Source organism: Rhizobium sp. A37_96 (assembly GCF_053521765.1).
In genome coordinates, this window is the sequence record NZ_JBNWDS010000001.1 from 815841 (window position 1) to 836199 (window position 20359).

Annotated in this window: 20 protein-coding genes; 5 read left to right on the plus strand and 15 right to left on the minus strand. The window is 61.9% G+C overall.

Going from position 1 to position 20359, the window contains the following annotated elements; all coding sequences use genetic code 11:
* The first annotated feature begins 1 nt into the window (after nt 1).
* From ACQZ6J_RS03980 to ACQZ6J_RS04000, 5 genes are all read left to right on the plus strand, one after another.
* Entirely contained in the window at nt 2-889 is an 888-nt protein-coding gene (locus tag ACQZ6J_RS03980) for an ABC transporter permease (protein ID WP_449082766.1), read from the plus strand.
* A complete protein-coding gene (locus tag ACQZ6J_RS03985) occupies nt 886-2019 on the plus strand; it encodes an ABC transporter permease (RefSeq protein WP_449082094.1) in 1134 nt (377 codons plus the stop codon). Before ACQZ6J_RS03980 ends, ACQZ6J_RS03985 begins: the two co-directional genes overlap by 4 nt.
* 55 nt (nt 2020-2074) lie before the next feature.
* A complete protein-coding gene (locus ACQZ6J_RS03990; protein WP_163986421.1) occupies nt 2075-3043 on the plus strand; it encodes an ABC transporter substrate-binding protein in 969 nt (322 codons plus the stop codon).
* A gap of 495 nt (nt 3044-3538) precedes the next feature.
* Nucleotides 3539-4729: an efflux RND transporter periplasmic adaptor subunit gene (locus ACQZ6J_RS03995; RefSeq protein WP_449082097.1), complete on the plus strand. Its 1191-nt coding sequence runs from the start codon at nt 3539-3541 to the stop codon at nt 4727-4729.
* A gap of 14 nt (nt 4730-4743) precedes the next feature.
* On the plus strand, nt 4744-8067 hold the full coding sequence (locus tag ACQZ6J_RS04000; protein ID WP_449082099.1) for an efflux RND transporter permease subunit: 3324 nt from the start codon (nt 4744-4746) through the stop codon (nt 8065-8067).
* A gap of 38 nt (nt 8068-8105) precedes the next feature.
* Here ACQZ6J_RS04000 and ureG read toward each other — a convergent pair whose 3' ends face one another.
* The 15 genes from ureG to urtB form a co-directional block, all read right to left on the minus strand.
* Entirely contained in the window at nt 8106-8717 is a 612-nt protein-coding gene (gene ureG / locus ACQZ6J_RS04005) for an urease accessory protein UreG (RefSeq protein WP_449082101.1), read from the minus strand.
* Between the two features lie 106 nt (nt 8718-8823).
* Entirely contained in the window at nt 8824-9510 is a 687-nt protein-coding gene (locus ACQZ6J_RS04010; protein WP_449082103.1) for an urease accessory protein UreF, read from the minus strand.
* A 6-nt stretch (nt 9511-9516) separates the two neighbouring features.
* Nucleotides 9517-10020, minus strand: a complete 504-nt coding sequence (gene ureE / locus ACQZ6J_RS04015) for an urease accessory protein UreE (RefSeq protein ID WP_449082105.1) — start codon at nt 10018-10020, stop codon at nt 9517-9519.
* Nucleotides 10021-10098: 78 nt separating this feature from the next.
* Nucleotides 10099-10959 carry a GGDEF domain-containing protein gene (locus tag ACQZ6J_RS04020; protein WP_449082107.1) on the minus strand — a complete coding sequence of 287 codons (861 nt, stop codon included), beginning with the start codon at nt 10957-10959 and terminating at the stop codon, nt 10099-10101.
* 274 nt (nt 10960-11233) lie between these two features.
* Nucleotides 11234-12946 carry an urease subunit alpha gene (ureC, locus tag ACQZ6J_RS04025; protein ID WP_449082109.1) on the minus strand — a complete coding sequence of 571 codons (1713 nt, stop codon included), beginning with the start codon at nt 12944-12946 and terminating at the stop codon, nt 11234-11236.
* Nucleotides 12947-12949: 3 nt separating this feature from the next.
* Nucleotides 12950-13573, minus strand: a complete 624-nt coding sequence (locus ACQZ6J_RS04030) for a Urease operon accessory protein (RefSeq protein ID WP_449082768.1) — start codon at nt 13571-13573, stop codon at nt 12950-12952.
* Nucleotides 13574-13590: 17 nt separating this feature from the next.
* Nucleotides 13591-14022: a lysozyme inhibitor LprI family protein gene (locus ACQZ6J_RS04035; RefSeq protein WP_449082111.1), complete on the minus strand. Its 432-nt coding sequence runs from the start codon at nt 14020-14022 to the stop codon at nt 13591-13593.
* Nucleotides 14023-14048: 26 nt separating this feature from the next.
* On the minus strand, nt 14049-14354 hold the full coding sequence (locus tag ACQZ6J_RS04040; protein WP_449082113.1) for an urease subunit beta: 306 nt from the start codon (nt 14352-14354) through the stop codon (nt 14049-14051).
* Between the two features lie 10 nt (nt 14355-14364).
* Complete coding sequence (locus ACQZ6J_RS04045) at nt 14365-14619, minus strand: DUF1272 domain-containing protein (RefSeq protein ID WP_449082115.1); 255 nt, start codon at nt 14617-14619, stop codon at nt 14365-14367.
* Between the two features lie 7 nt (nt 14620-14626).
* Nucleotides 14627-14929, minus strand: coding sequence for an urease subunit gamma (locus ACQZ6J_RS04050; RefSeq protein WP_034503828.1), 303 nt, complete (start codon nt 14927-14929; stop codon nt 14627-14629).
* A gap of 142 nt (nt 14930-15071) precedes the next feature.
* Nucleotides 15072-15893, minus strand: a complete 822-nt coding sequence (locus ACQZ6J_RS04055; protein ID WP_449082118.1) for an urease accessory protein UreD — start codon at nt 15891-15893, stop codon at nt 15072-15074.
* A gap of 164 nt (nt 15894-16057) precedes the next feature.
* Nucleotides 16058-16753 (minus strand): urea ABC transporter ATP-binding subunit UrtE, encoded by a 696-nt coding sequence (gene urtE, locus ACQZ6J_RS04060; RefSeq protein WP_449082120.1) that lies wholly within the window; start codon nt 16751-16753, stop codon nt 16058-16060.
* A 1-nt stretch (nt 16754) separates the two neighbouring features.
* Nucleotides 16755-17510 carry an urea ABC transporter ATP-binding protein UrtD gene (gene urtD, locus ACQZ6J_RS04065; protein WP_163986433.1) on the minus strand — a complete coding sequence of 252 codons (756 nt, stop codon included), beginning with the start codon at nt 17508-17510 and terminating at the stop codon, nt 16755-16757.
* Nucleotides 17511-17514: 4 nt separating this feature from the next.
* A complete protein-coding gene (gene urtC / locus ACQZ6J_RS04070) occupies nt 17515-18675 on the minus strand; it encodes an urea ABC transporter permease subunit UrtC (RefSeq protein WP_163986434.1) in 1161 nt (386 codons plus the stop codon).
* Nucleotides 18672-20297: an urea ABC transporter permease subunit UrtB gene (urtB, locus tag ACQZ6J_RS04075; protein ID WP_449082123.1), complete on the minus strand. Its 1626-nt coding sequence runs from the start codon at nt 20295-20297 to the stop codon at nt 18672-18674. The genes urtC and urtB overlap by 4 nt, the downstream gene beginning before the upstream one ends.
* Nucleotides 20298-20359 lie beyond the last annotated feature (62 nt).

Consider the following 20359-nt stretch of genomic DNA (forward strand, 5'->3'; position numbering starts at 1 on the left):
CATGGAAAAGGAACAGTTCTTCAAGCACAAGTTCCTGCCGGTCACGACCATCGTGCTCGCAATCCTCCTGCTTTGGTACGTCTTCGCCTTTCTGCTCAACGCGCCGTTCCAGCGCGATATCGACCGGCGCGGCAATGTTGCGCCAACGATGGTGGAATTCATCGGCAAGACGCTGTCTCAGCCGAAGCCAACGCTGCCTGCGCCGCATCAGGTCGCGCAGAACGTCTTCGAAAACACGTTCCTGCGAGTGCCCACAAGCAACCGCAGTCTCGTCTATAACGCCTGGGTCACCCTGGCTCCGACGGCGGTCGGCTTTGCCTTCGGCACCATCCTCGGCATCCTCTTTGCGGTCGGCATCGTTCATCTCGTCGCGCTCGACCGCAGCCTCATGCCCTGGATCATCGCGTCGCAAACCATACCGATCCTTGCCATCGCACCGACGATCATCGTCGTCTTCAGCGCCCTCGGCATAGACGGACTGATCCCCAAGGCTCTCATTTCGACCTATCTCTCATTCTTTCCCGTCACCGTCAGCATGACAAAAGGCCTGCGTTCGCCGGAAATCATGCATCTCGACCTGATGCGCACCTACAATGCGAGCTCCTGGCAGACCTTCTGGAAACTGCGCGTACCCGCTTCGATCCCATTCCTCTTCACCTCCATGAAGGTCGCCATCGCCGCAAGCCTCGTCGGCACGATCGTCGGCGAGCTTCCCACGGGCGCGGTTGCCGGCATCGGGGCGAAGTTGCTCGCGGGCTCCTACTACAGCCAGACGATCGACATCTGGGCAGCGCTGGTCGCCGGCTCCGTTCTTGCGGCAATTCTCGTCGGCATCGTCAGCATCGCTGCCCGCATCGTCGACCGTTCGATGGGAGGCAGAACGGCATGAAGCATTTTCATTTTTCCTGGCAGGGCGCGCTCTCCCTTTTTCTCTGTCTTGTGGCGATCCCCGCGCTGCCGCTGCTTGGCGCCGATGCCGCCGCGCCCGTCAGCAGCGGAACGACGTTTGTCGTTTTCATTCTCATTGCCGCCGCCGCCGCCTTCTCCTTCATGAATATCTCAAAGGACCTGTGCGCGGCGATCCTCTTCTTCGGGGCGCATGCTGCGGCATGGCTGCTGCTGTCGGGGGTTTCCGGCAATGAAGGCACGGCACAGATATCCTTCTTCATTCTGATTGCAGCCGCATGGCTGCTGGCGTGGAGATGCGTTTCCGTCCTGTCCTCGATGCGCGCGCAATCGACTGCCTGCAACTACGCGCTGCGCCTGCTGATCCCGGCGGTCTTCGGCGTATGGATCCTGATCATCTGGGAAGCGGTCACGCGCGGCGCCGGCGTTTCCCTGGTTCTGCTGCCGCCGCCCAGCGCCATCGGCGTCAGAATCGCCAATTCGCTGCCGACGCTCTGGATCGACGTTCGCCAGACGATCCTGACGTCGGTCCTGATCGGCTACGTCATCGGCTGCGCCAGCGGCTTCGTCGTTGCCATCCTCGCGGATCGCTTCGCCTTCCTGCGCCGCGGTCTGCTGCCGATCGGCAATTTCGTCTCGGCGCTACCCATCATCGGCGTCGCACCGATCATGGTCATGTGGTTCGGCTTCGATTGGCAGTCCAAGGCCGCCGTCGTCGTCATCATGACGTTCTTCCCGATGCTGGTGAACACCGTGACGGGCCTCACCGCCGCCGGCAACATGGAACGCGACCTGATGCGCACCTACGCATCGAGCTACTGGCAGACCCTGTTCAAGCTGCGCCTGCCTGCAGCCGCCCCCTTTATTTTCAACGCGCTGAAGATCAACTCGACCCTGGCAATGATTGGTGCCATCGTGGCGGAATTCTTCGGCACGCCCATGTCGGGCATGGGCTTCCGCATTTCAACCGAAAACGGCCGGTTGAACCTCGACATGGTCTGGGCCGAAATCGCGGTTGCCGCGATCGCAGGCTCCGTCTTCTACGGTATCGTCGCCATCATCGAACGAATGGTGACGTTCTGGCATCCGTCTATCCGTGGTGGGCAGACGTAATCCAGGATCTCCTCAAGGGATCAAGGCATAACTCCAGAGGGAAAAGGGTGAAGACATGAAAAAAATAATGTTTGCATTGATGGCGAGCGCAATGACGCTCGCCGCCACCCAGGCTGCAATGGCAGCGGACAAGGTGACGCTGCAGCTGAAATGGGTGGCCCAGGGCCAGTTCGGCGGCTACTTCGTCGCCAAGGACAAGGGCTTCTACAAGGAGGAAGGCCTCGATGTCGATATCAAGCCGGGCGGCCCGGATATCGCTCCCGAACAGGTGATCGCCGGCGGCGGCGCCGATGTCATCGTCGACTGGATGGGCGGTGCGCTGGTTGCCCGCGAGAAAGGCGTGCCGCTGGTCAACATCGCCCAGCCCTTCGACAAGTCCGGCCTGGAGCTGATCTGCCCCAAGGACGGCCCGGTCAAGACGGAGAAGGATTTCAAGGGACACACCCTCGGCGTCTGGTTCTACGGCAACGAGTATCCGTTCTTCGCCTGGATGCACAAGCTCGGCCTGAAAACCGACGGCGGCAAGGATGGCGTCAACGTGCTGAAGCAGAGCTTCGACGTGCAGCCGCTCGTCCAGAAGCAGGCCGACTGCATCTCCGTCATGACCTATAATGAATACTGGCAGGCGATCGATGCCGGTTTCAAGGCGGAAGACCTGACTGTCTTCAACTATACCAAGCTCGGCAACGACCTTCTGGAAGACGGTCTCTACGTCAAGGAAGACAAGCTGAAGGACGCGAAGTTCAAGGCCGACATGGTGAAGTTCGTTCGCGCTTCGATGAAGGGCTGGAAATACGCCGTCGAACATCCGGACGAAGCCGCCGAGATCGTCATGGACAACGGCGGTCAGGATGAAAACCACCAGAAGCGCATGGCAGGCGAAGTCGCCAAGCTGATCGGCAGCGGCAAGCTCGACATGAAGCTTTACGACCGCACGATCGAAGCCCTGCTCGATCAGAAGATCATCACCAAGAAGCCGTCCGGCGCCTATACGCATGAGATCACGGACGCCGCGCTGAAGTAGTCTCAAACCGCTTCCAGCCACTGAAACGCGCGAGGTTCCGGCCTCGCGCGTTTTTTTCATTTTGTAACAGCAGCAACAAAAGGCTGGCTTTCTTGCAGCATTTGGCTGAAAAGCCCTCGGCCATCAACTATTCGAATGCTGACATCACAATGCCGTGATTGCTTCGCAAGGTTGCGAAGGATAGAAATACCCGCGAAATCATTTTCTCGTGATCTTGCGAGAATTGAAAACCGCTCCCATCTACAAGGCGATTTTAGGATGAGGGACCCGCAACGCATGACAGACGGATATTACAGCGCCGCACGTCAAATATGACGCGCAAAGGTCGCTGTAACACTTTAAATTTGCTGCATAATTTTATCCTTAAATCGATTCCGATTTAAAGAATTATGCAGTAATCCACCGGGTAAGCCGGCTCGCATGCATTGATCCCCCGTGTTCGCGACGGAAAACAGCGAAATCCCATTTACCAAATGCCGAACTGGAACCGGACGCATGGCCCTCACGCCGTTTAGACTTCTGAGCACGACCGCAATCCTGCTTTCCCTGCTTTCGGCACCCGCCGCGCTGGCAGAGCAGCCAGCCGTTACCACGCCGAAGCAGAACCTGCCCGCGATCGTCATCACGGCAGCCGCGATCCGCCACCTGACCGACAAGGTCGTTGCGACCGGCACCGTGAAGGCGGTCGAGGAGGTTTATATCCAGCCGCAGGTCGATGGCCTCTCCATCCGCTCGCTCAATGCCGATGTCGGCGACAAGGTCGATGCGAACAGCACGCTCGCCACGCTGAACGACGATGCGCTGATCCTGCAGAAGAGCCAGATGGGAGCGACCCGGGCCAAGGGCGAGGCAAGCCTTGCACAGCTGCGCGCGCAGCTCACCGAGGCTCGCGCCAATGCGGAAGAAGCGGAATTGCAGCGGATCCGAGCCGTCGCCATGGGCGCCAAGGGCACGGTATCGACCTCCTCGGTCGAGCAGGCGACGGCTGCCGCCGCCGCCAACAAGGCGCGCGTGGTTTCCGCCGAACAGGCGATCGCGGTTGCCGAGGCCGACCTCAAGGTCACGGACAGCCAGATCGCCGACACCGACCTCAAGCTTGCCCGCACCGGCATCAAGACCCCCGTTGCGGGCACCGTCGCCTCGCGCAACGCCCGCGTCGGCGCCATCGCCAATGGCAATGGCGATCCGCTCTTCACCATCATCCGCGAAAGCCAGCTCGAACTGGTGGTCGATGTGTCCGAGAGCGACATTACCAAGATCGCCATCGGGCAGAAGGCTCTCATGGCGCTTTCCGGCAGCCGCGAGAAGCTTGCCGGAGCCGTCCGTCTCGTTGCGCCGATCGTCGATCCTGTCACCCGTCTCGGCGCGGTGCATATCTCCATCGACGATGGCGAGAAGGCTCGCGCCGGCATGTATGGCAGCGCCGAGATCATCATTCGCCAGGAGGATGGCGTCGCCCTGCCCCTGACGGCCGTCAACAGCGATGAAAACGGCTCCTCCGCCCGCAAGGTCGACAACGGCGTGGTCAAGTTCGTGAATGTCGAGACCGGCATTCAGGACGGCGGTTACGTCGAGATTCTCAACGGCCTCAAGGCGGGCGACGAAGTCGTCGCCAAGGCCGGTGCCTACGTTCGCGACGGCGATCACATCACGCCCGTGCGCGACGCGTCGCAAGCCTCCAACTGAGCGAGAACGGCAAGATGAACTTCTCCGCCTGGTCAATCCGAAATCCGGTCGCGCCGCTCCTCGGCTTCTTCCTGTTGATGGTGGTGGGCGCGCATGCGTTCTTCAATCTACCGATCACCCGCTTCCCGAACATCGATGTGCCGGTTGTCAACGTCACCGTAACGCAGAGCGGCGCCTCGCCGGCCGAGCTCGAAATGCAGGTGACGAAGGAGGTCGAAGACGCGGTCGCCGGCATCAACGGCATCGACGAGATCCAGTCGACCGTCACCGACGGCCAGTCGCAGACCGTGGTCATCTTCCGCCTGGAAGTGCCGACGGAGCAGGCGGTTCAGGACACCAAGGACGCCATCGACCGCATCCGCGGCAACCTGCCCTCCACGATCGACGAGCCAATCGTCTCCAAGGTCGACGTCGAAGGCCAGGCGATCCAGAGTTTTGCGGTTTCCTCGCCGAACATGACGCTGGAAGAACTGTCCTGGTTCGTGGACGATACCGTCAAGCGCGCCCTGCAGGGCCAGGCGGGCATCGGCCGCGTCGATCGCTACGGCGGCGCCGACCGCGAAGTGCGCATCGAGCTCGATCCGAACAAGCTGAACGCCTACGGTATCACGGCGCTTTCGGTGAGCCAGCAGCTGCGCAGCACCAATATCGATCTTGGCTCCGGCCGCGGCCAGGTCGCCGGCAGCGAACAGGCGATCCGCGTGCTCGGCGACGCCCGCAATGTCGCCCAGCTTGCCGATACGACGATCGCGCTCACCAACGGCCGCTTCGTCAAGCTCTCCGATCTAGGCGTGATCAAGGACACCTATCAGGAACCGAAATCCTTCTCGCGCTTCGACAGCGCGCCTGTCGTCACCTTCGGCGTGTTCCGCGCCAAGGGCGCCAGCGAAGTAACGGTCGCGAAGACGGTGGCCGATACACTCAGCAAGGTACGCGCGGAGAACCCGAACGTCTCGATAGAGATGATCGACGACGCCGTTTACTATACCTATGGCAACTACGAGTCCGCGATGCATACGCTGCTCGAAGGCGCCCTGCTGGCCGTTATCGTGGTGTTCCTGTTCCTGCGGAACTGGCGCGCGACGCTGATATCGGCGGTCGCGTTGCCGCTGTCTGCGATCCCGACCTTCTGGGTCATGCACCAGATCGGCTTTTCGCTGAACCTCGTGAGCTTCCTGGCGCTGACGCTGGCGACCGGTATTCTCGTGGACGACGCCATCGTCGAAATCGAAAATATCGCCCGCCACATCAAGATGGGCAAGACGCCATATCGGGCCGCCATCGATGCTGCCGACGAAATCGGCCTGGCGGTCATCGCGACCACATTCACCATCATCGCGGTCTTCGTGCCCGTCTCGTTCATGCCGGGCATCCCGGGCCAGTATTTCATCCAGTTCGGCCTCACGGTCGCCTTCTCGGTGTTCTTCTCGCTGCTGGTGGCGCGCCTGATAACGCCGATGATGGCGGCCTATCTGATGCGCGCCGAGGATGGCGTCGAAGACCATCACGACAATGACGGCCGCTTCATGCGCGGCTATAGCTGGCTGGTGCGGCAGACGACGAAGCGCTGGTACACGCGCTATCCGACGCTGATTGCCGCCTTCGCCTTCTCGGTCGCCTCCGTTGTCGCTCTCGTGATGTTCGTCCCCGGCAGCTTCATTCCGCCGGACGATTCCTCGCGTATCGTGCTGTCGGCCGAACTGCCGCCGAATGCGCGGCTCGACGATACGGAACTTGCGACCAACGAAATCTATCGGCGCGTGAAGGATATCGACGGCGTTGAAAACGTCTTCGTTCTCGGCGGCGCATCGCCGAAGGGCGATCTGGAACTGCGCCGCGCAACCGTGACGCTGACGCTCGGCAAGCTCGACCAGTCGCTGACGAAGAAGCTGGTGAACGATGTTCTCGGCTCGCTGCCGGTCATCGGCCCTTACTTGCCGAAGGTCGCCGTCCACGGCCGCGTGCGGCCGCAGTGGGACGTGGAAAAAGAAGTCTTTGCGAAACTGCGCTCGATCCCCGACGTCCGCATCACCAAGCTGAACGACCGTGGCGACCGCGACCTGACCTATAACTTCCTCTCGCGTAGCGAGAAGGATCTGAACCAGGCCGTCGGCATTCTGGAAGCCAAGCTGCGGACCGACCCGGCGCTCGCCAATGTCAGCGCCGACGGCGCCCTGCCGCGTCCCGAACTGCAGATCTATCCGCGCAAGGACGAGGCCGCGCGCCTCGGCATCACCCCGCAGATGATTTCCGATACCATCCGCGTGGCCACCATCGGCGATATCGACGCCTCGCTCGCGAAGATCTCGCTCGACGACCGCCAGATCCCGATCCGCGTTCAGGCCTCGCTCGGCATGCGTCGCGATCTCGCGGCGATCCGCGCCCTGCGCATCAAGACCGCCTCGGGCACCACGGTTCCGCTATCGAGCGTTGCCGACATCGACTATTCGGAAGGCCTGTCTTCCATCAAGCGCAACAACCGCTACCGCGTCGTCGCCATCGGCGCCGACCTGCCGCAGGGTGTGGCGCTGGATACGGCGTCCGAACACTTCCTCGACATCGTCAACAACGCCAAGATCCCGGCAACGGTGCATCTGGCGGAAAGCGGCGACACCAAGGTCCAGAAGGAAATGCAGCAGAGCTTCGGTAATGCCATGCTGCTTGGCCTTCTGCTTGTTCTGACGGTGCTGATCCTGCTGTTCAAGGACATCATCCAGCCCTTCACTATTCTGCTGTCGCTGCCCTTGGCGATCGGCGGCGTGGCGCTGGCATTGATCCTGACCGGCAACGCGCTTTCAATGCCCGTCATGATTGGCATTCTGATGCTCATGGGCATCGTGACGAAGAACGCCATCCTTCTGGTCGATTTCGCCATCGAGATGATGCATCAGGGCATGCCGCGGCTGGAAGCGGTCGTCGAAGCCGGCCGCAAGCGGGCCCGCCCGATCATCATGACCTCGATCGCCATGTCGGCCGGCATGTTGCCGTCCGCCCTCGGTGTCGGCGAAGGCGGCTCCTTCCGCGCACCGATGGCCATTGCCGTGATCGGCGGCATCATCGTCTCCACCGTGCTCAGCCTGGTGGTCGTGCCGTCCTTCTTCCTGATCATGAACGACCTGTCGCGCCTGCTCGGCTTCCTCTTCGGCAAGCTTGTCGGCAGGAAGGATGCGGATGACGAGGTCGTGACCAAGGAAGGCCTGGCGGCCGCCGTCAACGAAAACCGGCAGTCGCTCGCCACGTTGGAAGAGCGCCTGGAGGCCATGGAAAGCAGGGGCACGCGCAGCGCAAAGCCGGCAGGCACGAATGTGCTGAAGCTCCCGCCCTTCGCGGCGGAATAAGACGGCCTAACTGGATATACGAGAAATGACGGGGCGGCTCAAAGGCCGCCCTGTTCCTTTAGGAAATCGACGATCCTGCCGACGCCCTCGCCTCGCTTCATGTCGGAAAAGACGAAGGGACGAGCCTGACGCATCCGGGCCGCGTCCCGATCCATCACGTCGAGATCGACTTCCACGAAGGGCGCCAGATCCTTCTTGTTGATGACGAGAAGGTCCGATCTGGTGATGCCGGGGCCACCCTTGCGCGGGATTTCTTCGCCCTGGCAAACCGAAATCACGTAGATGGTGATGTCGGCAAGGTCAGGCGAGAAGGTTGCCGCCAGGTTGTCTCCGCCGGATTCGATGAAGACCACGTCCAGGTCGGGAAGCCGCTCGTTCAGGCCGGCGATAGCCTGCAGGTTGATCGTCGCGTCTTCGCGGATTGCCGTATGGGGGCACCCGCCCGTTTCGACGCCGACGATGCGATCCGACGTCAGCGCCTGCATCCGCACCAGCGCCTCGGCGTCCTCGGTCGTGTAGATATCGTTGGTGACGACGGCGACGGAATACTCGTCGCGCATCGCCTTGCACAGCTTCTCCGTCAGCGCCGTCTTGCCCGAACCGACCGGGCCGCCGATGCCGACGCGCAAGGGTCCATTTCTCGATTTCATGCTCGCAACTCCGATAAAGCGATAGCATAGCGAAGCACCCCGCCGCCGCACAGCGGCGAATGACGTAGGCCGTGCTTCGATTTCAGTATTTTCCCGGCAATGGACATCACGAACGAAAGAGCCGAGTGCCCTGGGTTTCATGCCTCAGGCTCGCAATGTCCGCGTGGACGCTCGCCGAGCCGAGTTCATCAAGGCTTGAGTGCGCTGCGCGCCGCGCCACATCGGCAAGGAGATCCTCCAGCCGCGCAAGGATTGCGACGCCTTCCCTCTGTCCGCCGACGCCGAGGCGGATACCGGCCGAAACCATCTGTGAGGCGAGCGCATGCAGGAACGCGGCGGTGGCCTTTTCGGCCGGGATGCCATGCGCTCCCGCGACGGCCCCTACCGCAACCGGATAAGCCGTCCTTGCCGGAAGCATGGAAAAGATCTCGTGCGGCCAGGCGCCCGCGGCCGAGAGGAAGGCATCGCCAAGCAGCATGGTCTCGTTATGGCGCTCTTTCGAGCCCGCCAGCGCCTCGGCAAGTTCGGCAACGGCTGCAAGCCGCGTCATGTCCCCACCGGCGCGATGCGCCTCGGCCAGCAGCACCGCGTCATTCCACACCGAACCATGCCGGATGAGGGCCTCGATCCAATCCTTGAGCCCGATGCCGTCGCCTACCAGGCCGTCGTGGACGGCACGCTCCAGGCCGCCGGAATAGGCGAAGGATCCCACCGGAAACGCGGGCGACAGCCAAGCCATCAACCGCAGGAGCGCCTGCAGATCGCTATTGTCCGTCACCGCCGTATCGGTCATCGGCGTTCAATCATGCGAGTGGTCGTGGTGATCGTGCCCATGGTCATGATGCTGGCCGTGGCCATGCGAATGGCCGCCATGGGAATGATAAGCGCCGCGGGCAGGCTGGAAAGGCTCGCTCACTTCGCTCACCGTCGCGCCCAGCCCTTCGAGCATGGAGCGGATCACATGATCGCGCAGGATTAGGATGCGCTCTTCCTCGATCTGTGCGGAAAGATGCCGGTTGCCGAGATGCCAGGCAAGTTCGATCAGATGCCTGCGGTCGCGCGGACGGATCTCGAAGAGCTTTTCGTCCGCAGCCACGATCTCGATCAGCTCGCCATCCTCGCGCACCAGCAGATCGCCACTGGCGAACAGCACCGGCTCCTTGAGGTCGAGCATGACCATCTCGCCGTTTTCGAGATGCAGCAGCTTGCGGCGCAAATGGCGCAGATCGTGCGGCAGCACGACGCGATCGATCGGATTGGAGGAAGGGGTGCCGGCCGGCAGATAGGAGGTAACGCGTTGCATGGCGGTTCCAAATGAGAGCTTTGTCAGACCATGCAAAATAGTCGCCCTCAGTGCAAGCGGCTATGGCGCTTGGCGCGACTACATCCGCTGCACATACCGTTGCAATTCCCTCACATCGGTCGTCGCTTCCTGTTCGTGCTCGGTCGCACAGCGTTGCCAGACCTGGGACAGTCGCTCGCGCTCGTGCATGACGCGGTTTCGGCCGAGCGTCTTGGCCAGATAAAGGGCCTTGTCGGCCGCGGCATAGACGGTCTCCGTCTTGCGATCTTTGCCGATATCGGCGATGCCGGCGGAAATGGTGATCTTCACCGACCCGCCATCGACAGAAATCGAATGCCCGGCAATCTGCTCCTTGACCTCTTCGACGCGGGCGATGCGCTCCGCCGTATCGCCGCCGTGGATGATGGCACCGAACTCCTCCCCGCCGAGCCGCGCAACGACGTCGTTTCCAACAAAGACATCCGAAAACATCTGCGACACGGCAACGATCACGGCATCGCCGGATGCGTGCCCGAAGCGATCGTTGATGGTCTTGAAGCGGTCGACATCGAAGATCACCAGAGACGCGCCGTCCCCAGCCATGTTCAACGCTTCGGTGAAGGCGCGGCGGTTGAGGAGGCCGGACAGCGTATCTGTGCGGCTCAACCGCTCGAACTCGGCGCGGGAAACGGCAAGCTTGTGGATCGAAAAGCCGGCCAGCATCGCCAGCGCGCCGGACACGGTTCCGCCGATGATCCAGGCCAGGAGAACGCCGAGGCGCATCGCCTCCAGAATCGGCAGCGGCAGAAGATCGAGCCATTGCAGCACGAGCAATAACGTCAGAATGATCGCAAGCGACATGATGACGGCGACAAAACTCATCTTAAGCGCGAAAATAAAAATCGCACGTCGCTGCTGAAAGTTACCGAGTTCGGCCTGCAGCGAAATCCATTGTTTCATGCGATTCACCTTCCTCAGCCCACCGTTTCGAACATGTGAGATAGGGGCCAAGACGCTTCCAGGTCTTTAATGCAATGATTAAAATGCGCGGCATTTCCCAAGTTGTGAACAGCAGGAAGCACACACCCGCAAAATCCAGTTTGCCGACAAGAATGCGACACCGCGGCGCCGCCGCTTCCCATCTTCGATAATGCTGTATTCAGTGCGCAGCAGAAGAAAAGCCCCGGATTGCCGGGGCTTTCACATTCGCCGATGGCTGATGGCCAAAAGATCCTCAGAAGAGGAAATAGCGTTGCGCCATCGGCAGCATCATCGCCGGTTCGCAGGTCAGAAGTTCGCCGTCCGCGCGCACCTCGTAGGTTTCCGGATCCACCTCGATATGCGGCGTCAGGTTGTTGTGGATCATCGACGCCTTTGAGATGCCGCCGCGCGTGTTCCGGACGGGCAGCAGCGTCTTGGCGATGCCGAGCTTGCCGGCAAGCCCGGCATCGAACGCGGCCTGGGAAACGAAGGTCACGGAGGAATTCGTCCGGTTCTTGCCGTAGGCGCCGAACATCGGCCGGTAGTGCATCGGCTGCGGCGTCGGGATCGAGGCATTCGGATCGCCCATGGGTGCCGCGGCGATGGAGCCGCCGAGCAGGATCATCTCGGGCTTCACGCCGAAGAAGGCCGGGTTCCAGAGAACCAGATCGGCACGCTTGCCGACCTCGATCGACCCGACCTCATGGCTGACGCCGTGCGCGATCGCCGGGTTGATCGTATATTTTGCGATGTAGCGCTTCACGCGGAAATTGTCGTTGTCGCCAATCTCCTGGGCCAGTCGGCCACGCTGGCGCTTCATCTTGTCGGCGGTCTGCCAGGTGCGGATCGCCACTTCTCCGACGCGGCCCATGGCCTGGCTGTCCGATGAAATGATCGAGAATGCGCCGATATCATGGAGAATATCCTCCGCCGCGATCGTCTCCTTGCGGATGCGGCTTTCGGCAAAGGCGATATCCTCGGGGATCGACGGAGACAGGTGATGGCACACCATCAGCATGTCCAGATGCTCGGCGATGGTATTAACCGTGTAGGGCCGCGTCGGATTGGTCGAGGAGGGAATGACGTTCGACTGACCGCAGATCTTGATGATGTCGGGCGCGTGGCCGCCGCCGGCGCCTTCCGTGTGGAAGGCATGGATCGTACGGCCCTTGATGGCGCCGATCGTGTCTTCCACGAAGCCGCTTTCGTTCAACGTATCCGTGTGAATCATCACCTGGACATCGTATTCGTCGGCAACGCTGAGGCAGCAGTCGATCGCCGCTGGCGTCGTGCCCCAATCCTCATGCAGCTTCAATGCGCAAGCGCCGCCGAGCACCATTTCCTCCAGCGCCGCCGGCAGAGACGCGTTGCCCTTGGCCGACAGGCCGATGTTCATGGGAAAGGCGTCGAAGGATTCGATCATGCGCGCCAGGTGCCAGGGACCCGGCGTGCAGGTCGTCGCCAGCGTCCCATGCGCCGGGCCGGTGCCGCCGCCAAGCATGGTGGTGATGCCCGACATCAGCGCTTCCTCGATCTGCTGCGGGCAGATGAAATGGATATGGCTGTCCATGCCGCCGGCGGTGACGATCTTGCCCTCGCCCGCGATCGCCTCCGTGCCCGGTCCGACGATGATGTTGACATCAGGCTGCGTATCCGGATTGCCGGCCTTGCCGATCGCGACGATGCGGCCGTCCTTCAGGCCGATATCGGCCTTGACGATCCCCCAATGGTCGAGGATCACCGCATTGGTGATGACGGTATCGACGGCGCCGTTCGCCCGCGTCACCTGGCTCTGCCCCATGCCATCGCGAATGACCTTGCCGCCGCCGAACTTCACTTCCTCGCCATAGGTGGTGAAATCCTTCTCCACCTCGATGAACAACTCGGTATCGGCGAGACGAACCTTGTCGCCGACCGTCGGTCCGAACATGTTGGCGTAGGCGGCGCGGGAAATCTTGTAGGGCATGAATCAGTCTCCTTGGGAGGCAGAGATGAGGTTCGTGTCGGCAAGGCGTTTCAGGCGGCCGAGAGAGATATAAGCGTCCACCAGCCGTTTCTCGGCGGCAAACGGATGCTCCTCCCAGCCGGTATGGCTAAAGCCGGTAATGGCGACATCGTCGTCCGGATGGCGCAACAGCACATCGGCAATGACGATCATGCCGCTGCTCGGCACCACGTAGGAGCCGGGATCATGGTCGGCGAGCGCGGCATCGACGCCCTCGTGGACGGACTGGCCGATCACCGCATGACGTTTGCCCGTTGCCTGGCAGAAGGCGGCGAACTGGTCCGTATAGTCATCGCAGAAATCGTCGAGTTCCGGATGCGAGATCGCCAGCGGCGCACGCAGCGCGGCGAATTTGCCTGGATCGCGCACGCTCCAGATTTCCGATGCAGAAGCGACGGCAGGGCTCTTGCGCCACTCGGCCGAGCCGAGCATGGCGCGCGCCGGCCGGCCGGTGTTGCAGACGGCGACGACATCCGTCCGGCTGCCCCCGGCGCCCATCGAGCGGCAATCGTTGAAGCGGATCACGAGATCGGCGGCGTCGATCGCGGCGGCTGAGCCTGCCGCAATCTCACCATTGCCGACGATCATTACGCTGCGCCTGGCGCTCACTGATCGCCCTCCGGCCCGTCGGCGAGATCCTTCAATTCCTTGGTGCGCTTCGTGGTCAGGTCCGCCTTGCAGCCTGAAACGAGCATGGGCTCCATGGAACCGCCGCGCGCCTGGAACCCTTGCGCCTCGCATTCGCCGTCGCGATAGTCCACCCAGGCGCGCTGCGCCTTGATGAGCGCCTTTTCGGCTCCCTTCATATCGTCGTCCAGATCGGCATCGATGGCGATCATCGCAGCACGCGTCTTCTTGTATTGCACGTTCAGCGCCTTGTCGGCCGTGTCGAAATCGCGCGCGGCACAAATGTTCAGATCCGTCTGCGCTTCCGCCTTGGCGCAATCGATCTTCGGTTCATCCGCATCGTTCTGTGCAAAAGCGGAACCGCAGAGCAGGATTGCGGCAAGAGCTGCAGCGGGCATAAGCAATTTCATCGACATGCAATTCCCCCCAAGAAAACCTAAAGCTTGCCCATGACCTGCTGACGGAAGCCGTAGACTTCGCGCTTGCCCGACAAGGGGATCAGCGTCACGGAACGCGTCTGCCCCGGCTCGAAACGCACAGCCGTCCCGGCGGGAATATCGAGCCGCATCCCCTTTGCCTGGTCGCGATCGAAGGAAAGCCCGGCATTGGTTTCGGCAAAATGATAGTGGCTGCCGACCTGCACGGGCCTGTCGCCGGTATTGGACACCTCCAGCGACACGGTCGGCGCTCCGGCATTGAGTTCGATGTCGCCGCTCGCAGCGATGATTTCACCTGGGATCATGATTTTCTCCTCATGCGGCCCGGACGGGCGCACATCCCTCTGCTTTCAGAATACGCTTGGTCGAAGCAGGATATTTGGCAAGCAACGCCACCGGGCGGACGGGGCGACGGGCGAAGTCACCGCCGCAATTCGGGCAGGCGCCATCCAAGACATTATCGGCGCAATCGGCACAAAACGTACACTCGAAGGTGCAGATCATCGCCTCGCTGCTTTCCGGCGGCAGATCCTTGTCGCAGCATTCGCAATTAGGCCTCAGCTCCAGCATGGCAGCCTCACCGGATCGGCTCGTGGACGGTCACGAGCTTGGTCCCGTCGGGAAATGTCGCCTCGACCTGAACGTCATGGATCATTTCGGCAATGCCTTCCATCACCTGATCCCGGGTAATGACGTGGGCGCCGGCCTCCATCAGCTCGGCAACCGGCCGGCCGTCGCGCGCGCCTTCGACGACGAAGTCCGTAATCAGCGCGATGGCTTCGGGATGGTTGAGCTTCACGCCGCGCTCCAGCCGCCGCCGCGCCACCATTGCCGCCATGGAAATCAGCAGCTTGTCTTTTTCTCTCGGAGTGAGGTTCATCGCCTACCTATGTGATTGCGGTTTTCAGAGCGCGACGCCGAAAAGTGTGAGCGGGTTTCGGACGGCATCATGCTCCGCTTCTTTGATTTTGGAGCCGGATGATTTCAGGTCAAGCGGGCCTAAAGTCATCTACCTCCGGGGACTACAGGTTCCAGACTTTCGGCACAGGCGCTCCATTGCGCAAGGCTGAAATGATCGGGATGAGGATTTTTCTGAGCGCGAAGCCATCGGCGGCGGCGAGCCGCACGACGAGCTTTTCGCCCCACTGGCTGGCGCCTCCCATATGGGTTTCGAGGAGGGGCCGGATCCGGCCAAGATAGGTTTCGGCCTGCGGCCCGACATAAAGCAGGGTCGCAAAGGCAACCTGACCGCTCAACACGGCCGCCTTGGCCGTCAATCCGGCGACATCGCCGTCTAGGCGCAGCTCCTCGGCATGAACCAGCCGGCCGCCGCGACGGATGCGCCAGCGGTCGCGGAACAGCCCCTGCTCCATCGCTTCGCCCATGGCTTTCCGCCCGAGCAGGATCGCCTCGACGGCCAGGAATTCCGCCGTGTCGTCAAGCTCGACGTTCAACGCACGCGAAAGCGAGGCGCGGTCGAACAGGATCGTCTCCTGCGGCAGCCAATCGACCCTCGCGCCGCTGCCGACCTTGATCGACGTCTCCACCTCGGCCGTGCCGGCCGAAGCCTTGTAGATCTTTTCGCAGGCCTGCGTCGTCACATCGATGCGCGTGCCCGGCGCGGCAACGACGCTCCAGTCCATCCGGTCGCCGCCGGTCAGGCCGCCTGCCGTGTTGATGATGACTGCTTCTATCGAGTGGTCGAAGGTCTCGGGCAATCGGATCTTGGCCGCCCCCTCCTGATAGAGCTCGGCAAGGCGCGTTCGGCCGCCCAGCCACTTGGCCGCAAGATGGCCGCGACCACGCGCCCGCTGCGGTCTTGTGCCTGCCGCCGTCATTGCCATCTGCCTCTCCACACACCACATCATGCCGATGCCCGGTCATTGAAACCCGGCAAAGAATAAACGCAAGCAATTTCTGTGCCTTATGCGATCCCTCGCGATCATGGCCTGCCGCCGTGCGCCCCAGCCGCATTTTTCACCAAACGCCGAAAAGAAAGGCAACCGCCTCAGACGGTCAGGTGCCTGCGGGCCTCGGGCGTATCCAGCGTCTCCGCCAGCCCTTCATGCACGATCTCGCCGCGATCCATGATGTAGACGTAGTCGGCAAGCTCGCGGCAAAAATCGAGATATTGCTCGACCAGCAGGATCGCCATGCCGGTGGAATCCCTCAGATAGCGGATCGCCCTGCCGATATCCTTGATGATCGACGGCTGGATACCCTCGGTCGGCTCGTCCAGCACCAGCATCTTCGGCCGCGTCACCATGGCCCGGCCGATCGCCAGCTGCTGCTGTTGGCCGCCGGAGAGATCGCCGCCGCGACGCGACAGCATGGATTTCAACACGGGGAACAGATTGTAGATATCATCCGGAATAGTGCGGTCACGGCGGGCAAGCGGCGCATAGCCGGTCTCGAGATTTTCCCTGACCGTCAGCAGGGGAAAAATCTCGCGCCCCTGCGGCACGTAACCGATCCCCTGCTTGGCGCGGGCGAACGGCGCCATGCCGTTCAGCGCCACGCCATTGAAGGCAACCGTACCTGCCGACAATGCATGCTGCCCGGTGACGGCGCGCAACAGCGAGCTCTTGCCGACCCCGTTGCGCCCGAGCACGCAGGTGATCTTGCCCATCTCCGCCTTGATGGAGATGCCGCGCAGCGCCTGCGCGGCGCCATAATGCAGATTTGCGTTTTCGACTGTCAGCATCTCACCGCCCCAGATAGTTCTCGATCACCTTCGGATCGCTGCTGACGAAATCGATGGACCCTTCCGCCAGAACCGATCCTTCCGCCAGGCATGTCACCTTGACGCCGAGGTCTCGGATGAAGCCCATGTCGTGCTCGACGACCACCACCGAGCGCGTCTTGGCGATCTCCTTCAGCAACACTGCCGTCTCCGCCGTCTCCGCATCCGTCATGCCGGCCACCGGTTCGTCCACCAGCAGAAGCTTCGGCTCCTGCGCAAGCAGCATGCCGATCTCCAGCCATTGCTTTTGCCCATGGGAGAGGTTGGCCGCCAGCTCGTCGCGGCGATGTGACAGGCGCACCGTCTCAAGAATCTCCTCGATGCGGCTGCGATCGGCAGGCGTCAGCCGATAGAAGAGCGTCGCGAAAACACCGCGATTGCGGTTGAGCGCCAGTTCGAGATTGTCCCAGACGGTATGGCTTTCGAAGACGGTCGGCTTCTGGAATTTCCGGCCGATGCCGAGCTGGGCGATATCGGCCTCGTCCTTCTTCGTCAGGTCGATCTGGCCGTTGAAGAACACTTCGCCGTCGTCGGGACGCGTTTTGCCGGTGATGATGTCCATCATCGTGGTCTTGCCGGCGCCGTTCGGGCCGATGATGGCGCGAAGCTCCCCCGGTTCGATCACGATCGACAATGCGTTCAAAGCCTTGAAGCCATCGAACGAGACAGAGACGTTGTTGAGATAGAGCATGCTGTTGGGCTTGATATCCGGGATCATGGTCCTACTCCGCAGCCTGCACCGATTGTTGGGTGTCATCCTTCGCGGCCTTTGGCGGCGGGCTTGCCGGTTTGCGCTTCCTGCCGAGATATTGCGCGATGGTGCCGACGATGCCCTTCGGCAGGAATAGCGTCACCGCGACGAACAGGCCGCCGAGCGCAAACAGCCAGAAATCAGGAAACAGGCCGGTAAAAACGGTCTTGCCGCCGTTGACTAGGATGGCGCCGATGATCGGGCCGATCAGCGTTGCCCGTCCGCCGACCGCCGTCCAGATGACCACTTCGATCGAGTTGGCCGGGGCGAATTCACCGGGGTTGATGATGCCGATCTGCGGCACGTAGAGCGCACCGGCGATCCCCGCCATCATCGCCGATACGACGAAGACGAAGAGCTTCATGTGTTCGACGCGGTAGCCGAGGAAGCGCGTCCGGCTTTCGGCGTCGCGTACGCCGACCAGCACCTTGCCGAACTTCGAGCGCACGATGGCCGAGGACAATAGCAGTGCCAACGCCAGGAACAACGCCGTCACGGCAAAGAGCGTGGCGCGCGTGCCATCGGCCTGGATGTTGAAGCCGAGGATATCCTTGAAATCGGTCAGGCCATTATTGCCGCCGAAGCCCATGTCGTTGCGGAAGAAGGCAAGCAGCAGCGCATAGGTCATTGCCTGCGTGATGATCGACAGGTAGACGCCGTTGACGCGCGAGCGGAAGGCGAACCAGCCGAAGACGAAGGCGAGCAGGCCGGGCGCGACCAGAACCATGAGCATGGCGAACCAGAACTGATCGAAGCCGTACCAGAACCACGGCAGCTCCTTCCAGTTCAGGAACACCATGAAATCGGGCAGGATCGGGTTGCCGTAGGTACCACGCGAACCGATCTGCCGCATCAGATACATGCCCATCGCATAGCCTCCGAGCGCGAAGAACGCGCCGTGGCCGAGCGAAAGAATGCCGCAATAACCCCAGACCAGATCGAGTGCCAAAGCGAGCAGCGCATAGGTCAGATACTTGCCGAGCAGCGACATCAGGTAGGTCGGCACATGCAGCGCACTCGTTTCCGGCAACAGCAGGTTCGACAGCGGCACCAGCACTGCGACGGCAAGCAGGATCGCAATGGCGATGCTGATGCGGCGGTCGAGCGAACGAAGAATGAAGGCGGTAATCATGCTTCCACCGCCCTTCCCTTGAGCGCGAAGAGCCCGCGCGGACGTTTCTGGATGAAGAGGATGATGAGGACAAGAACGAGGATCTTGCCGAGCACCGCTCCTGCATAGGGCTCGAGGAACTTGTTGAGGATGCCGAGCGAGAAGGCACCGACGAGCGTGCCCCACAGATTGCCGACACCGCCGAACACCACGACCATGAAACTGTCGATAATATAGCTCTGACCGAGGTTCGGCGAGACGTTGTCGATCTGCGAGAGCGCGACGCCCGCCATGCCGGCAATGCCGGATCCCAGGGCGAAAGTAAAGGCATCGACCCAGGATGTGCGTATCCCCATGGAGGAGGCCATGCGGCGGTTCTGCGTCACCGCCCGCATCTGCAGCCCGAAGGCCGAGCGCTTGAGGAGCAGCAGCAGCGCCACGAAGACGCCGAGCGAGAAGACGATGATCCAGAGACGGTTCCAGGTGATCGAGAGATAGCCAAGGTCGAAGGAACCGGACATCCACGAGGGATTGCCGACTTCCTGGTTGGTCGGCCCGAAGATCGAGCGCACCGCCTGCTGCAGGATCAGCGAAATGCCCCAGGTGGCAAGCAGCGTCTCCAGCGGCCTGCCATAAAGGAAACGGATGACGCCGCGCTCGATGACGAGGCCGACGGCGCCGGTGACGATGAAGGCAACCGGCAGGGCAATGGCCAGCGACCAGTCGAACAGCGCGGGATAGGAGGTGCGGATGATGCTTTGAACGACGAAGGTCGAGTAGGCACCGAGCATCACCATCTCGCCATGCGCCATGTTGATGATGCCCATGACGCCGAAGGTGATGGCAAGGCCGATGGCGGCCAGCAGCAACACCGAGCCGAGCGACAGGCCGTACCAGACATTCTGCACCGCATCCCAGAACTTCAGCTGCTCCTGAATGCCGGCGATCGCGGCGGCGACATCCGGCTTGAGACTATCATCGACGGAAACCGAGGAGAGAATGCCGATGGCATCCCGGCCGCCTTCGTTCTTGATCGTCTCGATCGCGGCTTTCTTGTCCTCCAGCGGACGGTCGGAGCCGAGCACGGCAACAGCCCTTGCCCGTTCGAGCACGGCGCGAATCTCTCCATCCTTCTCGTTCTGCAGTGCGGTCTCGACCGCCTCCAGCGAATCCGCGCTCGGCGATTTCAACACCGATTGCGCTGCTTCCAGGCGAACGCCGCGATCCGGGCTCATCAGCGTCAGACTGCCGAGAGCCGCGCGAACGGCGCGGCGGAGGCTGTTGTTGATCTTGATCTTGCTGAGATTGTCCTTGGCTTCCTGCCCGCCGGCCTGCCCGCTCAGAGGATCCAGCAGGTCCATCGTCTCACCGGAGGATTTGGCGATGAACACCTGATTGTCGGATTTGCGGACGTAGAGATCGCCGTCCGAGAAGGCCTGCAACGCCGGCACCACCTTGGGATCGCCAGTCTTTGCAAGATCCTGGACGATCTCGCCGGCCTTCTGGAAATTGGCCTGGCCGAGCGAATTGATCAGCCCGTGCGCATCCTCCTGGGCGCGCAGGCCTGTGGCCGTCAGCACCAGCACCAGGCAGAAGCCGGCGACCAGCGCCAGGGCCATGCGGTAAACGAATTTGTCGAACATTGCGCCCGTCCCCTCAAGCTGCCGCGGGCAGAGAAGCCTGCCCGCGGCGGTCTCGCATCGAT